Origin of the sequence: Sunxiuqinia rutila, from assembly GCF_050589705.1 — a bacterium.
Taxonomy (GTDB): domain Bacteria; phylum Bacteroidota; class Bacteroidia; order Bacteroidales; family Prolixibacteraceae; genus Sunxiuqinia; species Sunxiuqinia rutila.
In genome coordinates, this window is record NZ_JBNGOT010000003.1 from 92,238 (window position 1) to 111,100 (window position 18,863).

At 46.4% G+C, this 18,863-nt stretch carries 15 protein-coding genes; 6 read left to right on the top strand and 9 right to left on the bottom strand.

The features are described 5' to 3' along the window. Positions 1-107: 107 nt before the first annotated feature. Positions 108-1,541 (bottom strand): glycoside hydrolase family 125 protein, encoded by a 1,434-nt coding sequence (locus tag ACRD6K_RS04070; protein WP_430972186.1) that lies wholly within the window; start codon positions 1,539-1,541, stop codon positions 108-110. A 555-nt stretch (positions 1,542-2,096) separates the two neighbouring features. Between ACRD6K_RS04070 and speA the strand changes: the two genes are divergently transcribed. The 5 genes from speA (at position 2,097) to ACRD6K_RS04095 (ending at position 9,264) form a co-directional block, all read left to right on the top strand. Beyond that, the gene (speA, locus tag ACRD6K_RS04075) at positions 2,097-3,989 is read left to right on the top strand and encodes a biosynthetic arginine decarboxylase (protein WP_299577961.1); all 1,893 of its coding nucleotides are present in this window, start codon (positions 2,097-2,099) and stop codon (positions 3,987-3,989) included. Between the two features lie 242 nt (positions 3,990-4,231). Continuing rightward, positions 4,232-5,641 carry a PQQ-dependent sugar dehydrogenase gene (locus tag ACRD6K_RS04080; RefSeq protein ID WP_430972187.1) on the top strand — a complete coding sequence of 470 codons (1,410 nt, stop codon included), beginning with the start codon at positions 4,232-4,234 and terminating at the stop codon, positions 5,639-5,641. Positions 5,642-5,730: 89 nt separating this feature from the next. Next, positions 5,731-6,696 carry a hypothetical protein gene (locus ACRD6K_RS04085; protein ID WP_430972188.1) on the top strand — a complete coding sequence of 322 codons (966 nt, stop codon included), beginning with the start codon at positions 5,731-5,733 and terminating at the stop codon, positions 6,694-6,696. Positions 6,697-6,962: 266 nt separating this feature from the next. Next, positions 6,963-8,273: a cytochrome ubiquinol oxidase subunit I gene (locus ACRD6K_RS04090; RefSeq protein ID WP_299577958.1), complete on the top strand. Its 1,311-nt coding sequence runs from the start codon at positions 6,963-6,965 to the stop codon at positions 8,271-8,273. Next, positions 8,266-9,264, top strand: a complete 999-nt coding sequence (locus ACRD6K_RS04095) for a cytochrome d ubiquinol oxidase subunit II (protein ID WP_299577957.1) — start codon at positions 8,266-8,268, stop codon at positions 9,262-9,264. Before ACRD6K_RS04090 ends, ACRD6K_RS04095 begins: the two co-directional genes overlap by 8 nt. A 152-nt stretch (positions 9,265-9,416) precedes the next feature. On the opposite strand, the gene ACRD6K_RS04100 is transcribed toward ACRD6K_RS04095, so the two are convergent. Next, entirely contained in the window at positions 9,417-11,777 is a 2,361-nt protein-coding gene (locus ACRD6K_RS04100) for a hypothetical protein (protein WP_430972189.1), read from the bottom strand. Further along, positions 11,770-12,477 (bottom strand): protein-L-isoaspartate(D-aspartate) O-methyltransferase, encoded by a 708-nt coding sequence (locus tag ACRD6K_RS04105; protein WP_430972190.1) that lies wholly within the window; start codon positions 12,475-12,477, stop codon positions 11,770-11,772. Before ACRD6K_RS04105 ends, ACRD6K_RS04100 begins: the two co-directional genes overlap by 8 nt. Positions 12,478-12,623: 146 nt before the next feature. Here ACRD6K_RS04105 and ACRD6K_RS04110 point away from each other — a divergent pair, with 146 nt between their 5' ends. Further along, positions 12,624-13,070, top strand: a complete 447-nt coding sequence (locus tag ACRD6K_RS04110; protein ID WP_430972191.1) for a hypothetical protein — start codon at positions 12,624-12,626, stop codon at positions 13,068-13,070. A gap of 134 nt (positions 13,071-13,204) precedes the next feature. On the opposite strand, the gene ACRD6K_RS04115 is transcribed toward ACRD6K_RS04110, so the two are convergent. The 6 genes from ACRD6K_RS04115 to proC all read right to left on the bottom strand — a co-directional run bounded on the left by ACRD6K_RS04115 (position 13,205) and on the right by proC (position 18,859). Then, a complete protein-coding gene (locus ACRD6K_RS04115) occupies positions 13,205-13,468 on the bottom strand; it encodes a DUF1456 family protein (RefSeq protein WP_093920015.1) in 264 nt (87 codons plus the stop codon). A gap of 212 nt (positions 13,469-13,680) precedes the next feature. Continuing rightward, positions 13,681-14,457 carry an acetylglutamate kinase gene (gene argB, locus ACRD6K_RS04120; RefSeq protein ID WP_299577953.1) on the bottom strand — a complete coding sequence of 259 codons (777 nt, stop codon included), beginning with the start codon at positions 14,455-14,457 and terminating at the stop codon, positions 13,681-13,683. Positions 14,458-14,553: 96 nt separating this feature from the next. After that, a complete protein-coding gene (locus tag ACRD6K_RS04125) occupies positions 14,554-15,504 on the bottom strand; it encodes an N-acetylornithine carbamoyltransferase (protein WP_430972192.1) in 951 nt (316 codons plus the stop codon). Positions 15,505-15,567: 63 nt separating this feature from the next. Beyond that, on the bottom strand, positions 15,568-16,818 hold the full coding sequence (locus ACRD6K_RS04130) for a glutamate-5-semialdehyde dehydrogenase (RefSeq protein WP_299577951.1): 1,251 nt from the start codon (positions 16,816-16,818) through the stop codon (positions 15,568-15,570). Positions 16,819-16,957: 139 nt separating this feature from the next. Further along, positions 16,958-18,049: a glutamate 5-kinase gene (gene proB, locus ACRD6K_RS04135; protein ID WP_430972193.1), complete on the bottom strand. Its 1,092-nt coding sequence runs from the start codon at positions 18,047-18,049 to the stop codon at positions 16,958-16,960. Between the two features lie 12 nt (positions 18,050-18,061). Beyond that, a complete protein-coding gene (gene proC / locus ACRD6K_RS04140) occupies positions 18,062-18,859 on the bottom strand; it encodes a pyrroline-5-carboxylate reductase (protein WP_430972194.1) in 798 nt (265 codons plus the stop codon). Positions 18,860-18,863 lie beyond the last annotated feature (4 nt).

Below are 18,863 nucleotides of genomic sequence, written 5' to 3' on the forward strand. Positions count from 1 at the left end.
ATGTGAACCTTCTGTTACCAGAAGTAATAAAGGGCACGATAGCTATCGTATTTTGATATGCATCGTGCCCTTTTTTTATCATTCTTCCCGCCAAGCGGAAAAAGCTATTAGCTCAGCAGGTCTTCTTTTCCTTCCTGCACCAACTTCAGGATCAACTCGCCAAACAGCGTATTGGCCCATGCAAACCAGGACCGGGTAAAGTTTGTCGGATCATCCATATGAAAAGTTTCATGCATAAAACCAGTGTCGGCATCCGTATTACGCAATGTTTTTACACACCAGGCAATCTCTTTGTCATCTGAACTGGTCATGGCTTTCATAATAATACTCATGGGCCACACCATATAATAGCCTACATGCGGTCCACCAATGCCTTCAGCTGCTTTTCCCTTAAAAAAGTAAGGATTGTCCTCGCTCCAAACCAATTTACGTGTATTCTGATAGATTTCATCCGCTTGATCCACCAGTCCCAGGTAGGGCAACGCTAGCAAACTGGGAACATTGGCATCATCCATAAACGTATGATTCCCATAACCATCTACTTCAAAAGCATACACCTTGCCATATTTAGGGTGCTCCACCACGCCATACGCGCGAATGGCTTCATCCACTTCCGCAGCCAGTTTCAGGCAATCTTTGGCAAACGACTTTTCACCGGTAACTTCTTCGCTGATTTCGGCCATTTGACGAAGAGACACCACTGCGAATAAGTTAGAGGGAATGAGAAAACCATAAGTAGCTGCATCATCCGAAGGGCGGAAAGAAGAATTGATCAATCCTACTGCTTTTAACGGACGACCATATCCCAAATTGGACAAGGTATCCAACTGACGGGCTGTTTCACGCATGAATTTGTATGGTCCCAAACCATCCTTTCGTTGTTGCTCCAGTAATGTTTTCAAAATCAACTTCGCAGCTTTCTGCCAATCGGCATCAAAAACAGAGGCATCCCCCGTGGTTTTCCAATAATTGTAGGCCAACCGAACCGCATAACACAGCGAGTCAATTTCCCATTTTCGCTCATGCAAGCCCGGTTTCATATCGGTTAAATCACTCATCCAATGCACCTCTTCTTTTTTTGTTTTATTGAAAGCATTGGCATACGGATCGATCAAAATACATTGTGTTTGACGATTAACAACCCCGGCTAGCAACGATTGCAATTCCTTGTCTTTTTTAGCCAAGGGCATGTAGGGCCACACCTGAGCCGTTGAGTCGCGCAGCCACATGGCATGAATATCACCGGTAATCACGAAAGTGTCGGGCTTTCCATTTTTTGTTCCATATTCAACAGTCGTATCCAGCGTATTTGGGAAACAGTTTTCAAACATCCAGGCCAGTTTCGGATCCTTCAACCTGGCTTTAGTTGCCACAATGGTTTCCTCTACCGCTTTCGACGTAAAATGTCTTTCTCCGGAAGCTGGCCGGTTTGTTACATAAGACGCTGGCTTGCTTGCTGCCAGTAAACTACCCGATCCGGCTACGGCCAGTCCGGTTACAGTTAACGTTCCTTTTTTCAGAAAATCTCTTCTCGTTCTCATTTTTTATATTTTCTATTCAGTTGAAATAATTCTCGTTCTTCTTTCCTATTCATTTGGGCAATATGAGCTGCAAAGAAAACAACCTGCCCGGGAAGCTTCCCTTTCCAACGCAAAACTTTTGGCAAATACAGAATACAATGCATTAATTCGCGGATCAACGCATCGTTTGTCTGATTACGAAATTAACGTTTCACAGTTTCTTTAATACGACTTAATGCCCCAAAACACTCACATGCCTTCGTAAATTGGATTCATTTTCCACGGCCTGGCAAAAGCCCGACCAAATCGGAGTCAAAAGAACCACAATTCCCAAGAAAAAAATCGGAATCCGAAGCACGATCCTGACGTTAAAATTCCGCCAGTCACTTTTCCCCTCCAAAACAAAGCCTTAAACTTGTACAAAGCCCAGATTATTTCCCTTCCAAACAGCTTTTTAGGCAAAAAAAATTGCGTGACTCGCTTTTGCGTTTTAATATTGCTTTTTGTATTGCTTGAAGAACTATATTTGGGCCCAAATTTAAAAAGATATAAAGAACAATTCCAGTACGAATAAATATGAGAAAATGGCGCATTGAAGACACAGAGGAGCTCTACAACATAAATGGTTGGGGAATCAATTATTTTTCAGTGAATGAAAAAGGCAATGTCGTAGTTACCCCCCAGAAAGACGGTGTGAAGATTGATTTGAAAGAACTCGTCGACGAACTGCAAATCAGGGATGTTGCTGCTCCAATGTTAATCCGCTTTCCGGATATTCTTGATAGTCGGATTGAGAAAATGGCAAACTGCTTTAAACTTGCTGCCAAAGAGTACAATTACAAAGCCCAGAACTTCATCATCTATCCCATCAAGGTCAATCAAATGCGACCTGTTGTGGAAGAGATTGTAAGTCATGGCCGAAAATTTAACATTGGACTTGAGGCCGGGTCAAAACCGGAGCTGCACGCAGTAATTGCCACCAACACCAACAACGATTCGCTGATTATCTGCAATGGCTATAAAGATGAAGATTACATTGAACTGGCCTTGCTAGCCCAAAAAATGGGACGGCGCATCTACATCGTTGTTGAAAAAATGAACGAGCTAAAGCTGATAGCGCGAATTGCACGCAGGCTGAAGATTAAGCCGAATCTGGGTATCCGGATTAAACTGGCAAGCTCAGGAAGTGGCAAGTGGGAAAATTCTGGTGGCGATGGCAGCAAATTCGGACTGACTTCGAGCGAATTGCTTGACGCCATGGAATACTTGAAAGAGAATGAATTGGAAGACTGCCTTAAATTGGTTCACTTTCACATCGGAAGTCAGGTTAATAAAATTCGTCGTATCAAAATAGCCTTGCGCGAAGCCTCGCAGTTTTATGCCCAAATGTGTTTAAATGGCTTCAACATTGAGTTTGTTGACATTGGCGGTGGCTTGGGCGTTGACTATGACGGAACCCGTTCTGCCAACAATGAAAGCAGCGTCAATTACAGCATTCAGGAATACGTAAACGATGCCATTTCAACGATGGTGGATGTCAGCGAAAAAAATAACATTCCACATCCGAACATCATTACCGAGTCCGGACGTTCGCTCACGGCCCATCATTCGGTGCTTATTTTTGAAGTGTTGGAATCGGCTTCGCTACCTGCCTGGGAAGAGGAAATTGACCTACAAGAAGATGATCATGAATTGGTAAAAGAACTTTATTCACTCTGGGATGCGATTAATCAGCCCCGGATGCTCGAAACCTGGCACGATGCCCAACAAATCAGGGAAGAAGCTCTGGACCGTTTCAGTCTTGGCCTGCTCGACCTGAAAACACGTGCCCAGGTGGAACGTTTATTCTGGTCCATCGCCCGCGAAATTCAGGAAATGATTGGGAAAATCAGACATGTCCCACATGAATTGCATCAGCTGGATAAATTACTGGCAGATAAGTACTTTTGCAACTTCTCCTTGTTCCAGTCTTTACCCGACTCCTGGGCAATTGATCAGATTTTCCCGATTATGCCGATTCATCGGTTGGATGAAAAACCAGATCGTGCAGCCACCCTGCAGGATATTACCTGCGATTCAGATGGCCAAATCGATAACTTTATTTCAACCCGGAACCTTTCGCACTATTTGCCAGTGCACAAATTAAAAGCGAAAGAGCCTTATTACATCGGCGTGTTCTTAGTGGGAGCCTACCAGGAAATTCTGGGCGACCTGCACAACCTGTTTGGCGATACAAATGCCGTACACGTTTCAGTTGACGGAGACAGCTACTCCATCGACCAGATCATTGACGGCGAAACCGTGGCCGAAGTATTGGATTACGTGCAATACAATCCGAAGAAGATGGTACGCACCGTAGAAACCTGGGTAACTTCATCGGTAAAAGCAGGGACCATTTCGGCTACCGAAGGGAAAGAGTTCCTATCCAACTACCGTTCTGGTTTGTATGGCTACACCTATCTTGAGTAAGCAGAACACAACACATGATACAACCAAAAGGCCTTTCAGCAATGAAAGGCCTTTTTTTACATCCTGCAAAAACAGAAATCTCTGGTTTAGATACACAAGCCATTCAAAAATGAATTCGAAACAACATAAAACATAAACTCTTAAAGTTTGTTTATGACCATAATTTAGCGTGGATAGAAAAATAAAAGACACACACATATCCAAAAATATGGTATGTGTGAAACGTGCTTATTGTGCCCTTTATGAAAAATTTACTGTTTTCCACGTTTGTTTCAAGCTTCATTTTTATCTTCTATTCCTGTCAATCACCCAACGGACAGGAACTTTATAAAACCCACTGCGCCGGGTGCCACGGACTAAACCTGGAAGGCACCAGCTCCGGCGTTAAGCTCCTTAATCCGCACTGGAAAAACGAAGAAGGAAGAGACTACATCAGAAGTACTGTAAAATTTGGCATTCCCAGTACCACCATGATCAGTTGGGAAAAAGCCCTAACCAATAAGGAGGTCGATGCCATTACAAACTACCTGATTGAAACACAAGGCACCCAAGAAGCTTTTGAAGTTAATACGGAGCCGGAAACCATTGAAACCAACCAATACACGCTGAAAATCGAAAAGATAGTGGTTGAGCATTTAACCACTCCCTGGGGAATTGAATTTATTAATTCGGACAGTGCCCTGATTTCTGAAAAAAAGGGACGATTGAAATGGCTCATTCAAGGAAAATTGGATACCAGCTTCATCGAAGGGCTGCCTAAGCCTCACTTGGCAAGCAGTACCGGAGGTTTTATGGACATTGCCCTGGATCCGGATTTCGACGAAAACAGATGGATCTACCTGGCCTATAGCCACACCAATGGACACCCCAAAGACAAAGAAGCACTGGGGATGACTAAAATCGTACGTGGAAAAATTAGCAATAACCATTGGCAGCAAGAGCAAACCCTGTTTGAAGTGCCCGATTCCCAAAAGGTGGTGCATGGAGACCGCTGGGGGTGCCGCCTGCTTTTCGACCGGGAAGGGCTTCTGTATTTTTCCATTGGTGATATGGGGCGGGCCAAAGACTCGCAAAAACTGAACAAACCTTCCGGTAAGGTCTTTCGCATTCATCCGGACGGGGCTATTCCGATAGACAATCCCTTTGTTAACACACCCAATGCCCTACCGGCGATTTACACCCTGGGAAATCGTAACACGCAAGGACTGGCACTTCACCCCCAAACCGGAGCCATTTGGTCAACAGATCATGGGCCGCAAGGAGGCGACGAACTGAACATTTTGCAAAAAGGAGCCAACTATGGTTGGCCGGTCATTACCCACGGAATCGGATACAACGGAGAAGTCATTTCCAGAAAGAATCGAAAGAAAGGGATGGAGCAACCCGTGGTGCAGTGGACACCTTCCATTGCCGTTTGTCCCACTGAGTTTGTAACCAGCCCCTTATTCCCAAAATGGCATAACAACCTGCTGCTTGGAGGGCTGGCGTTTCAGGAGCTTCGCCGACTGGAGCTTCGGGGTGAAAAGGTCAGGAGACAAGAAATTCTGCTGAAAGGAATGGGCCGGATTCGCGACCTTAAATTCGGACCAAACGGACAACTTTACGTATTAACCAACAGCCCCGACAGGGTACTTCAGATTGTTCCGCAATAACTCGTCTGGACTTATGGGTGCTAGTAATTTCCTACAAAAGTGTAATATTTCCTGAATCAAAAAGACTAATCCATTGAAAACAAAAAGCAATGAGATATAGTCCACTATTTTTCATCCTGGTATTCTTGCTCTGCTCTTGTTCCAAAGAGAAAGGTCAATTAGTTTATGTCGAAGCCAACCAACAACAGGGATTCAATTTCCCTTATTTCGTCTTCCTCCCCAACGAAATGCCTGCGGATAAAGAGCACTACCTGATTGTAGAACCCAATAACTCCGGATTTGCCAGCGACAAGTTTGAAGAGCATCTGGAAAAAGCACGAAGGCTGGCTTCCAACTCCTATTATCTGGGGAGTTACATCGCTCAGCAACTTCAACATCCGCTACTGGTCCCGGTATTTCCAAGGTCAAAAACAGATTGGCAGATATATACGCACGCCCTCGACCGCGATGTCATGAACCAGCACGATAATGAACTCGAGCGCTTGGATCTGCAACTCCTGGCAATGATTGATGATGCAAAAAAACGCTTAAATAGCATGGGATTTATTACAAATGACAAGATTTTAATGACTGGTTTTTCGGCTTCAGGAACGTTTGCCAACCGTTTTTCCCTTCTGCATCCTGAAGAGATTTTGGCGCTTGCTGCCGGAGGACTCAATGGTCTGCTAATGCTTCCAACAGACAGTCTCCTGGGAAAACCCTTGAGCTATCCCTTGGGAACCCATGATTTTGAAAGCCGCTTTGAAAAAACCTTTAACAACCAGGCATTTCAATCGCTTCCGCAATTTTTGTTTATGGGTGAGTTGGACGACAATGATGCCATTCCCTTTGCCGATGGCTACGATACTGATGAGCGTGATTTAATTTACCTGCTGCTGGGAGAAGAGATGCAGCCTCAACGATGGAACCGTTGCCGCGAAATTTATCGCAATCACAGAATAAACGCCACCGTAAAAACATATCCTCAAATTGGCCATCAACACCCTCAAGTGGTAAAAGAAGAAGTGTTGGAGTTTTTCCGTTCGGCCATTAGAAAGGCAGAGGTCAGGGAGTAAATCAAGTAGATCCTTCTGCCTCGTCTATGTGCTCCTATCACGAATTTGACAAAAGGAGAAAATACGCTCTTCACTACAAGGCAAACAAAAACCAGCAGTGTCCTCCTTATTCTTCCCCCAGCCCCCTTCCCTCCTACTAGCGCCCATAAAAATGGCCTTACAAGTTCCTGATAATTAATTGGCTTCTTTTTTATCTTTTCCGGCATCAAACAGAAAGCCTTTTTAGGTGTTCAAGGAGTAAAATTAATTGTTTAAAAAATCGCACTATGGATGAGTTTTTGGCTGCACGTTTGCAGATGGCCGTCTCTCTTGGGTTTCATATTGTTTTTGCCTGTATAGGCATGGTGATGCCGTGGTTTATGTTTGTGGCTGAATGGAAGTGGCTTCGGACCAACAATCCTGTTTACCTTGATTTGGCCAAAGCCTGGGCAAAGGGTGTCGCCATCTTTTTTGCTGTTGGTGCCGTATCCGGAACAGTTCTTTCGTTTGAACTCGGAATGCTATGGCCCACGTTTATGGAACATGCAGGCCCCATTTTCGGGATGCCTTTCTCGTATGAAGGAACGGCCTTTTTTGTTGAAGCCATCGCCTTAGGACTGTGGCTTTATGGCTGGAACCGCCTCAATAAAAAGGTTCACTTGTATATTGGCATGGTGGTCGGTATTGCCGGCGTAATGTCAGGAGTCTTTGTTATTTCGGCTAATGCCTGGATGAATGCCCCCGCCGGCTTCGACTGGATTGACGGGCAAGCGTATAACATTGATCCGGTGGCTGCCATGTTTAACAAAGCTTGGTTTTCACAAACCCATCACATGATTATTGCTGCTTTTTCGGCTACAGGATTTGCCGTTGCCGGAGTTCATGCAATGCTCTACCTCAGAAATAAACTGGAGATTCATGCCAAGGCACTGACCATTGCACTGGCTTTTGCCTCGGTTGCAGCCTTGTTGCAACCGCTTAGTGGTGACCTTGCCGCTAAGAATGTGGCTAAACTTCAACCAGCCAAGCTGGCTGCTTTTGAAGCACACTTTGAAACACAAAAGTCAGCTCCGCTTATTATTGGAGGAATTCCGGATGTTGAAAACCGTGAAGTGAATTATGCCATTAAATTGCCTGGCTTTCTGAGCTTTTTGGCTCATGGCGATTTCAACGCCGAAGTAAAAGGACTGGAAGAATTTCCGGAAGACGAATGGCCACCCGTGCCTATTGTCCATTATTCCTTTCAACTGATGGTGGGCATTGGTATGTTCCTGATTTTACTGGCTGTCATATTTTTAGCCGGAACCTACAAATGGAAACACTGGCTTGAGAAACGCTGGTGGCTCAAGTTGTTGATGATCGCTACTCCCCTAGGGTTTATTGCTATTCAAGCCGGATGGGTGGTCACCGAAGTTGGCCGCCAACCCTGGATCATTTACGGTATCATGAAAACAAAAGATGCCCTAACCCCGATGCCAGGAATTCAGTACACCTTTTACACCATTACGGCCGTGTATCTGCTCTTGACTTTTATTGTTGCCTGGCTGATGAGCCGACAAATAAAAATGCTTCAAAACAAATATCGTTCTCATGACTGAAACAATTTTAATTATACTCGGAATTTCCCTCCTGCTATACGTACTGCTTGGAGGCGCTGACTTTGGAGGCGGAATACTGGAATTGCTGTCACGTGGAAAAGCATCCAAGATCGTGTCGCGGGCCATCGCCCCGGTTTGGGAGGCTAACCATGTTTGGCTCATTCTGGTTGTGGTGATCTTGTTCGTTGGTTTCCCAACGGTTTACTCCACCATTCTAACGGCTTTGCACATTCCGGTTTTACTGGCCCTCATCGGTATTATTATGAGAGGATCGGCCTTTACCTTCCGGCATTACGATTTGGAGGCTGAACGTTCCAAAGCCATCTATTCCTCCATTTTCCGTTATTCAAGCCTGTTTACCACCTTTTTTCTGGGGGTAACCATGGGCGGAGTGATCCTGGGCGACATTTCCATGGACTATTCCAAAGGATTTTATGCCATCTACATTCACCCTTGGCTCAACTGGTTTTCATTTGCCATGGGCATTTTCCTGGTAGTCCTGTTTGCATTTTTGGCAACCATTTTCACCTTAGGAGAAACGAAAGAAAAAGAACATGTGGAACGATTTACCAAAATGGCGAAATACCTGATCGTAACCTTGGTTATTGCAGGCGCAGTGGTCTTTGCAACCGCCGAGATAGAAGGGCATCCGCTGTTTTATGAGTTTTACCATTCGCTGCCGAGTTTAATCAGCATTGTACTGGCAACGCTGGCACTGCCCTTGCTCTGGATCAATTTGAACCGCAACAACCGCAACTGGCTTCGACTAATTGCCGGCTTTCAAACAACGATGATTATGGTGGGCTGGTTTGCCATTCAGTTTCCGGTGCTGGTTAAAATTAATGATGGTACAGACATTACAGTTCAAAGCTCCAGCGCTCCTCATCAGGTTCAACTTCAACTGCTGATTGCGCTCATATTTGGTGTGTTTGTTATTTTGCCTTTTACCGGCTATCTGTACAAAACATTCAAATTTGACGACAAAGAATAAACCCAATACGAAAGGGAAAGAGCATGAGCAAACGCTCTTTCCCTTTTTTTTCACTTGAATACCCGAAACACCACCCGCAATTCAAAGTCTCCATTTGTATCTACAGGTGTTGCTACTCTCTCAATAAAAAGTCAGACGATTTGGGTATACGCTTAGCTCTTTTGAGAAAAGCCTGCAAGAGCATAAGCCAGTGCTGCTCCCACCATCACCCAAACAAATCCGGCCTCAACCGACACCAACATAGCGAGGCTGGTGCTCACTACCGAGGCACAACCATTAACGGCCCAAGCCCAGGGAACAGCCGCCGCCTGCTGACTGCTGACTTTACTTAAACCCATAGGGAAAGGCAAACCCATAAAGAAGCCCGGAATACAAACAAGTAAAACCATGAGGCCAACTTTTAGTGGCATGGGAAGGAAATTTAAACCCCGAAGCACCGGACTCAACACAAGCGCATAGCCCAAAATCAAGACCGCAATACCCAGGCTGATAACCATTAAATGCTGGGAGGTGCTTACCATTCGACCGGAAAAATAACTGCCAATGCCTGATGATAGCAACAGCAGGCTGATAACTCCGGATGCCGCATAAATTGGAAGCCCCAGAAAGAGTGTGAACTGCTGTATAAACACCATCTCTACAAAAAGATAGCCCAAACCAATGCCCGCAAAATAGAAAAACAGCTTGCCCTTTTCTTGCAGTTTGGTGGCAGCAGGCACCAGCGGCACTAAAATAAAAATCAGCGAAGCTGCCACCAGCAAAATGAAAGTGAGCCAGAGTACCACATAGCCCAGTTCCATGAAAGGGATCGTTTGATCTCCAAACAATGTTTTGAGCCGGGGCAAGCTGGACAAGCGCAGAAACTGAAAAAAATAGGGCCGGTTATCGGTGGCCGGTTGAATGCGAAAAGCGTACTGCCGGTAGAGCGACTCGACCGAATCGGTCATCAGTTGATCAACAGCCTGAAAAAACCAAGGGTCATCCAGCTGGTTGTAATCATCTCGCTTAAAATTCCCATCTCCCGGCAAAATCAATGGATCGTAATACTGCTCCGCACAAAACGTTCGGATCCGGTCAAGCTCCTGAGAGGTAAATGGCGATTTTTTAGCCACAAATGTGAGGGTGCTCCAACTGCGAATAACCACCAAATGATCCTTCTTTTGCAGCCCCTCCCCTTCAAGCAAATCAGAAAAAGTAGCCAGCATTCTTAGTGGACTTCGGATCGGATAATCCATCCAGCAACTTACACTGAGAAGCCCGTCAGGAGTTAATCGTAACCAAAGCTCATCCATCGCTTCGCGAGTCAGGTCGTAGCGTTGCTCCAGCGCATTGAGCCCCGAAGAACCCCAAAAAGAGCCAATTTCGGGCAACTGAATCAGGTCGTAAAAAGCACGGCTGCTACGCAAAAACGAACGAGGTTCCAACGGCATTATCCGGATGGTTAAATCGTGCTGGAAATTCCCTGTCGAATCTTCTTCCAGCAAAGCAATCAGCCCCCGGTTGGGCTCTACCGCATCAATCTGCTGAACACCAAACGACAAGGCCAGGCTTATTTGCTCCCCTGTGCCGCTGCGCAAAATCAAGGCTCTTTCAACCGGCTGTATCTGATAAGGCAATGCCTGCGTGGTATACCGTAAAATTGAATCCGTGCGGGGAAGCAACACGCCCACCCCGTCGCCATTATTAAAAACTCCCGGGCGTGCAGGAATATTCCCGCGGTAGCTCAGGCTCAAACCAGGAGCATAACGTAAAGCCGGCGAACTCACCACTTCCAGCAAACCATAAGGGCTGTGGTGCTCACCAATTACCCGGGCATCGGGAAGCAGCAAGGTCTTTTCAATGCTTTTATATTCCGATCGGACCAAAGGAGGAACATCCGCATTCATCACAAGCAAAACAAGCAAACTCACCCAAAAGACGATGCGCAAGCGGCTGGAAGCAGGCAGCCAAAAACCGCCAAAGAACGGAAGGATTGCCAGTAAGGCCGGTATTCCTGCTGTAGGAGAAAGCCACATAAGCGCCAGCGCCAGCCCTCCTCCCAAGCCCGAGCCCAGCAAGTTGGCAAAATAGAGGCGCCCAATCCCGGTACCATATTGCACAAAGCTCAAGCCGATAGCTAAGGCTCCCAGAAAAAAAGGTAGCAGCAAAAACAAGCACGTTAAAGCCAGGCGAAGCAGATGGCGGCTGTCCTTAAACAGCAGGTAAGTGTCGAAACGAAAAGCTTCGGACTGAATAACCAGGGGACTAACAGCCATTGTAAGGGAGCAGAGCAGCAGCAAAACCGGATAAACCGTAGTAAAGTTTCGGACAAGACCTTTTCTGAAAAACGCCAGAAATGTGCCGGAAGCCCCAAAACCCAGTAAGGCCAACGATATAATTAAATGGGCAAAATGATACCATTGGGTAATGGAAAACAATTGCATCAAAGCCAGTTGAAAAGCAATGAGTGCGGCCGACATCAAACCAATGCCCAACCCAACCCGGTTGATATGCGGCGTGGTGGTCCTAGTCATCTTGTCGGGTAAAAGGGACAAACCGCACCGGAAGCAAGTTTTTTGTCCGGACTTTGTCCTGCTTTTTCTCAATCAATTTCAGCATTTGAACCTGAAAAGGAGAACCTACCGGAATAATCATCCGTCCACCATCCTTGAGCTGTTCAATTAAAAGAGGCGGAATGTAGTTGGCCGCTGCCGTCACCACAATGGCATCAAAAGGTCCAGCTTCAGCCCAACCATAATACCCATCGGCAATCTTTACCCGGACGTTGTTGTAGTTCAAATCGCGCAAGCGTTGTCTGGCCGCCTGCCCCAACGCCTTCACAATTTCAATGGTATAAACCGAATCAACAATTTCGGCCAGCACAGCAGCCTGATAGCCCGAACCTGTACCAATCTCCAACACTTTAAAGTCAGACTTGGGACGAACCTGTTCGGTCATATAGGCAACAATGTAAGGCTGCGATATGGTTTGTCCGTAGCCAATTGGCAACGGCCCGTCGCGGTAGGCTTCTGCCAGATAGTCCAGCGGAACAAACTGATGACGGGGTACGGTTCGCATGGCCTCCAACACCTCCTGATCGTGGATGCCGCGGGCTTGAATTTGCATGCGTACCATTTGTTTGCGCGCTTGCACGAAGGCTTCGGGCTGAGCGCCAGCCAACGGAATGGTGAAGCTTAAAACAACCCACAAAAAAGGGACAAGTGAAAGAGCCATGGCTTCAAACGTTTACAATCGGTTTCCTGTAGCCATCTACGCAACAGGTGAGAAGAGGTTATCGTCCAAAGGCCTGCCAGTCGATCTTCCACGGAACGGTAAACTTTGCTGCATCAGAAACGTAAGCCCCTGAAAACGCACAACCCATGTTACTGCAATTTATCGTATTGGCCCTGTTCGGAATGGCCATGGCACATGTTGAAGGAGTGGTAGTGGTTTATCTTCGAAAAGCCATTGGCTTGCTCGACCCGGAAGTAGACAACCGGCAGGCACTGGAGCAAGTTCCACGCCGCTATGTACAAATTGAAATGACGCGTGAAGCAGCCACCATTGTCATGCTGGTCAGTCTGGCCTGGCTGGTGGGTGAAAACCTGCTCCATCAGATCATGGTGTTTCTGTGGACCTTCGCCTTTTGGGATTTATTCTATTACGTATCGCTTTACCTGCTCATCGGCTGGCCGCCCAAACTCACCACCACCGACGTACTTTTCCTCATTCCCCGGCCCTGGATTGCCCCGGTCTGGTTTCCGCTAGGCGTTTCCTCACTTACCATCATTCTTATTTTTCTGTTGTATCTGCTTCCCTATTGCTGAATACCCATAATCGCAAACTTTACCTAAAGCAAAAAGAAAGCGGTTGTATACAACGGACTTTCAGAATTTCCTGTTGCATACAACCGCCTTCCGCCCGCTTATATTGATACGGTGCGGAATTAAACTTGAAAAGCCTATTCCTGCTTTTTATCCGGGCCTTTCGCAGGTTTCTGCTCCCGCGGGCCACGCTTGTAAATAATCAATCCATTCAGAAAATTTCGTAAAATCTGATCCTGAAGTGGCTTGTAATTCGGATGTTCAACACTTCGGAAAAAAGCTCCCAACTCACTCTTGGTCACTTTGTAATCCACCAGGTTTAGAATCTCCACAATATCTTCATCGCGCAATTTCAGGGCTACGCGTAGCTTTTTCAGAATGTCATTATTGGTAAGGGGCATATACTTTCTTTTTTAGTGAAAATTGATGGCGAATAACGCTGCTCCCGCTTTTAAGGTTGGAGCCGTAAACGCATGGTCAAAAGTAGCAAATAAATTTAGCATGCCCCTTCCTTTAAATTTTATTGAAGGGGTTTACTTAAGAATAAAACAAGGGATCCGATCACTAAAACGATCAGACCCCTTGTTGCTTACGAGTTAATTCTTAAAGTCTTTTATTCGCCTACCAGCAAGGTTCCTCCTTTTTGAAGGCCTTCGATATTGGTGATACGCACCTGGCTCACCCCTTTTTGAATGGCATTGAAACTGTTGTCCAGCTTAGGGATCATGCCGGCATGAATAGCCCCTGATGCTTGCAGGTCTTTAAACTGGGCATGATTAAGCGAGGCAATCACCGAGCAATCGTCTTCAGCATCTTCCAGCACACCCGGTTTTTCAAAGCAAAAGACCAGCTCCACATCAAAATACTCACTAAAACCAATGGCCGCTTCAGCCGCAATGGTATCGGCATTGGTGTTCAGCAATTGTCCGTTTTTATCGTGGGTTAAAGGCGCCAATACCGGCACCACCTGGTTTTCCACCAACAACTTCAGTTGATCCACATGCACCGAAACAACATCGCCCACAAAGCCATAGTCGATGGTTGCCACCGGACGCTTCACGGCCTGCATGTAGTTCAGGTCGGCGCCAGTCAGCCCGATGGCGTTGATACCATTGGCCTGCAGCTGAGCCACAATATTTTTGTTGACCAGACCACCATACACCATGGTTACTACTTCCAGCATATTGGCATCGGTTATGCGCCGGCCATCCACCATTTGGGTTTCAACGCCCATGCGTTCGGCCATGGCAGTTGCCGAACGGCCTCCGCCATGCACCAGCACTTTCAAGCCGTCCAGTTGGGCAAAACGTGCCAGCAAATCCTGCAGCGAATCCTTTTCTTCAACCACCTTGCCCCCTACTTTTACGAGGGTTAATTTCTGTTTGCTCATCAATTTTCTTTGTGTTTATTCAGTCGTTGATTGTCATTAAGTCATTTCAGCAAAACCATGAATGACTCTAAAATGACCATAAATGACATTGCTTTTTTACTTCATCTGTTCCAGCAACATTTTCAATACGGCTTGAGCAGAAAACAAGCGGTTCTCAGCTTCAGCAACCACGATGGAGTTTGGTCCGTCAATCACCGAATCGCTCACAATCATGTTTCGCCGTACAGGCAGGCAGTGCATAAATTTGGCGTTGTTGGTAACGGCCATTTGCCGGTCCGAAACAGTCCAGTCCCGGTCTTGCGACAAGACCTTGCCATAATCGTTGTAAGCCGCCCAGCTTTTCGCGTAGATAAAGTCAGCCCCCTCAAAGGCTTTCATTTGATCGTACTCCGGTTTCAGGTCGCCCATAAACTCAGGCGCCAGCTCATACCCTTCGGGATGAGTAACCACCAGCTCATAGTCTGTTTCGCGCATCCATTCCACAAACGAGTTGGGTACTGCTTGCGGCAAAGCACGCGGATGCGGTGCCCAAGTCATTACCACTTTAGGACGCTCCTTGGTTTTATGCTCCTCAATGGTTATCAGGTCGGCAAAGGACTGCAGCGGATGGCGGGTAGCTGCTTCCATGCTCACTACCGGTACGCCGGCATAATCGATAAACTGCTGAATAATTTTTTCCTGGTAATCATCCTCCCGGTTTTCAAATTTGGCAAAGGAGCGAACACCAATAATGTCGCAATACTTGCCAATAACGGGTACCGCTTCGCGAATATGCTCGGGTTTGTCACTATCCATAATGACGCCCAGTTCTGTTTCCAGCTTCCAGCCACCTTCATTTATATCGAAGACAATTACGTTCATCCCCAGGTTTAAACCAGCCTTCTGGGTGCTTAGGCGGGTGCGCAGGCTGGAATTAAAGAACACCAGCAACAAGGTTTTATTCTTTCCGAGAGTTTGATATTGGTAAGGATCTTTTTTCAATTCAAGCGCCAATTTCAGGGCTTCATCCAAGTTATCGAGGTCGTGTACAGACGTAAAGTGCTTCATAGTTCGTATAAAATTTCAAGTTTCAAGTTCTACATTCCAAGTTTCCAGTTAGCAATCATCAATCTATTTCGGTCTTACCTGTCCATCCCCATCAATGAGGTATTTGTAACTGGTCAGTTCTTCCAGGGCCATCGGTCCGCGGGCATGTAATTTTTGGGTTGAAATGCCAATTTCAGCCCCCAGACCAAACTGCGCTCCATCTGTAAAAGCGGTAGACACATTGCAATACACCGAAGACGCATCGACCATTTTGCGGAATAAATCCAGCCGTTCTTCATTTTCTGAAACAATGGCCTCGCTGTGTTTCGAGCTGTAGGCAGCAATGTGATCCAAAGCATCAAGAAAAGCCGGAACCGTTTTCACCGACATTTTGTAGCCTAAAAACTCCGTTCCAAAAGACTCCTCGGTGGCTTTCTCCAATAGCTCGGCCGGATAGTTGCCAGCAAGTGCGGCATAAGCTTTCTCATCGGCATAAACCACCACCTTGCTTTGGGGCAAGTCAGCACAAAGCTGAGGCAAATCAGCCAACCGGCTTTCATGAATTACCAGACAGTCCAGTGCATTGCAAACACTTGGACGCCGGGTTTTGGCATTCTCCACAATGGCTTGTCCTTTGTCCGCATCGCCATATTCGTCAAAATAAGTATGGCAAATACCGGCTCCGGTTTCGATCACCGGAATGGTGGCATTCTCTCGCACATAGTTGATCAGTCCCTGCGAACCGCGAGGTATAATCAGATCCACATAGCCTTGCGCGTTCAGAATTTCAGCGGTTGCGGCACGGTCGGCTGGCAATAGCGCCAAAACGTTCTGATCAATACCATGCTTTTCCAGCACCTCATGAATGACCTTCACAATAGCCGTGTTGGAGTCAATCGCGTCACTTCCGCCTTTCAACACACAGGCATTTCCCGATTTAAGGCACAGTGAAAACACATCGAAGGTAACATTGGGACGGGCTTCATAAATGATTCCAATCACCCCAAAGGCTACCGATACTTTTTTGATCCGCATTCCATTTGGACGGGTTGTTTCGCTCAAAATGCGCCCCAGAGGAGAAGGTAAGGAAGCTACATTCCGGATATCATCCGCAATGCTCTGAATTCGCTCCGGCGTAAGTTTCAAACGATCAAACTTAGGGTCTTCCGGATCCATCCGGCTTAAGTCTTTTTGGTTTTCCACTAAAATCGCTTCGGTGTTTTCAACGGCTGCTTCAGCAAGCTCCAACAAAACATCATTAATCTTGCTTTCGCTTAGCAAAGCCAGATTTCTGCTGGCTTTCAGCGTTAATTCCAATTGTTTTTTAACCTCCATAGTACCTCCTGTTTCTATTAAAAGTCCCCTTCCCTGGGGGAGGAAGGGGACAACTCAGAATATCTTGTTGAAGTCAACAAAAAAAAGGGGATTGTTAAGATAAGAAACTAACTATCCTGAGCTTATTTTCATTAATTCATTAATCTTCACTTAAATACAAATAATCGTAATGCACCACTGGTTTTTGCTTAAGACTCTCGCCTTCGGCTTTCACTTTATCCGCCGAATATTGCGATTTTCCCCAGCCGACCAGCCGGCCTTGTTCATCGATAATTTTTACAATGTCGCCCCGCTTAAACAGCCCTTTCACTTCGGTTACCCCGATGGGTAACAAACTGGTGGCTTTGGATGAGTTCAACGCATCTTTGGCTCCTTGATTAATGACCAGCTCGCCTTTGGCAAAACTATGCGAATAAGCGATCCATTTTTTCACATTCGACGACTTGCGTTTACCGGCCTTAAACCAAGTATGTTTTACCTCCCGGTCCTTGCTCAGAATATCCGTCAGAATATGATCGCGCATCCCGTTGGCAATGTGCACCGCAATACCATCTTTAGCCGTCTTGCGGGCAATGGAGCTTTTGGTTAGCATGCCTCCACGTCCGAAGCCGGATTTCTGGGTTAAGATATTCTTCATCCAGTCGCGGTCTTTCAGGTTGATCTCTTCAATGATCTGCGATTCCGGCAACTTAGGATCGCCATCGTAAATGCCATCAATGTTACTGAGAATAATCAAAGCTTCTGAATTTTGCATCGAGGCAATCAGCCCCGACAACTCATCATTATCGGTAAACATCAGTTCGGTAACCGAAATGGTATCATTCTCATTGACCACCGGCACCACCCTGTTTTCCAGCAAGGTGGTAAAACAGTTTTTCATGTTCAGGTAATGATTCCGGTCGCCAAAGTTATCTTTGGTGGTCAGCACCTGTGCACAGGTAATGCCATGCTTATTGAAAAAAGCAGCGTATTGATTGATCATCTTCACCTGCCCAATGGCCGACCACAGCTGACGAGAGGAAACCGTATCCAGCTTCCGGTTCAGTTTCATTTCGCTACGACCGGCAGCAACCGCACCGGACGAAACCAAAATGACTTCGACTCCTTTCTGGTGAAGCAGGGCAATTTGATCCACCAGATGCTCCATTCGGGCAACATTCAATGTCCCATCAGACTTGGTTAGAACGTTACTACCTACTTTTATGGTAATTTTCTTATAATTAAAACTCATGTCTTCCGGGCTCTATCCGCGTTCCACCTTATTAAATGAGGCTATCAGTCCCTGAATTACCGAAGAGCTGAAACCTTTATGTTCCATCTCATTGATTCCGGTAATGGTAATTCCCCGGGGGGTAGTCACCTTATCAATTTCCCGCTCCGGATGATGGCCGGTATTCATAATCAACTGAACAGCCCCCTTTACCGTTTGAGCAGTAATAAACTGCGCCATTTCGGCATTAAAGCCCATTTCGATACCTCCTTGCATGGCTGCCCGCACATAGCGCAAAGCGAATGCGGTACCGCAGGAGGCCAGCACCGTTGCCGCAGCCATCAACTCCTCATTGATCACCACGGTAGAACCCAGTTGGTCGAACAATTCCTTAACCGTATCAAGGTCTCCTTCTGAATTGCCATTGCCTGAAATGCAAGTCATGGATTCCTGCAAGGAAATGGCAGTGTTGGGCATTACGCGCAAAATCCGGGCATCATCGCCAATCATCCCGCCCAACTCTGCCAGGCTTACACCCGCTGCAATGGAAACAATAATTTTATCCGAAGTTAAAGCTGGTTTTACCCCATTGATCACCTTCTCAATATGATACGGTTTCACAGCAAAAATAATCACGTCCGCTGTTTTTACAGCCTCCAGATTGTCCTGAAACGTATTCAATCCGCAAGCTTTAAAGCCTTCTAAAACAGCTTTACGCGGATCGGAGATGCTAATTGCTGAAGGTTCAACATAGCCCGACTTCAACAAGCCGTTGGCAATTGCTCCGCCCATATTTCCGGCGCCAATTATGGTAATTTTTCCAACTTTCATTTTG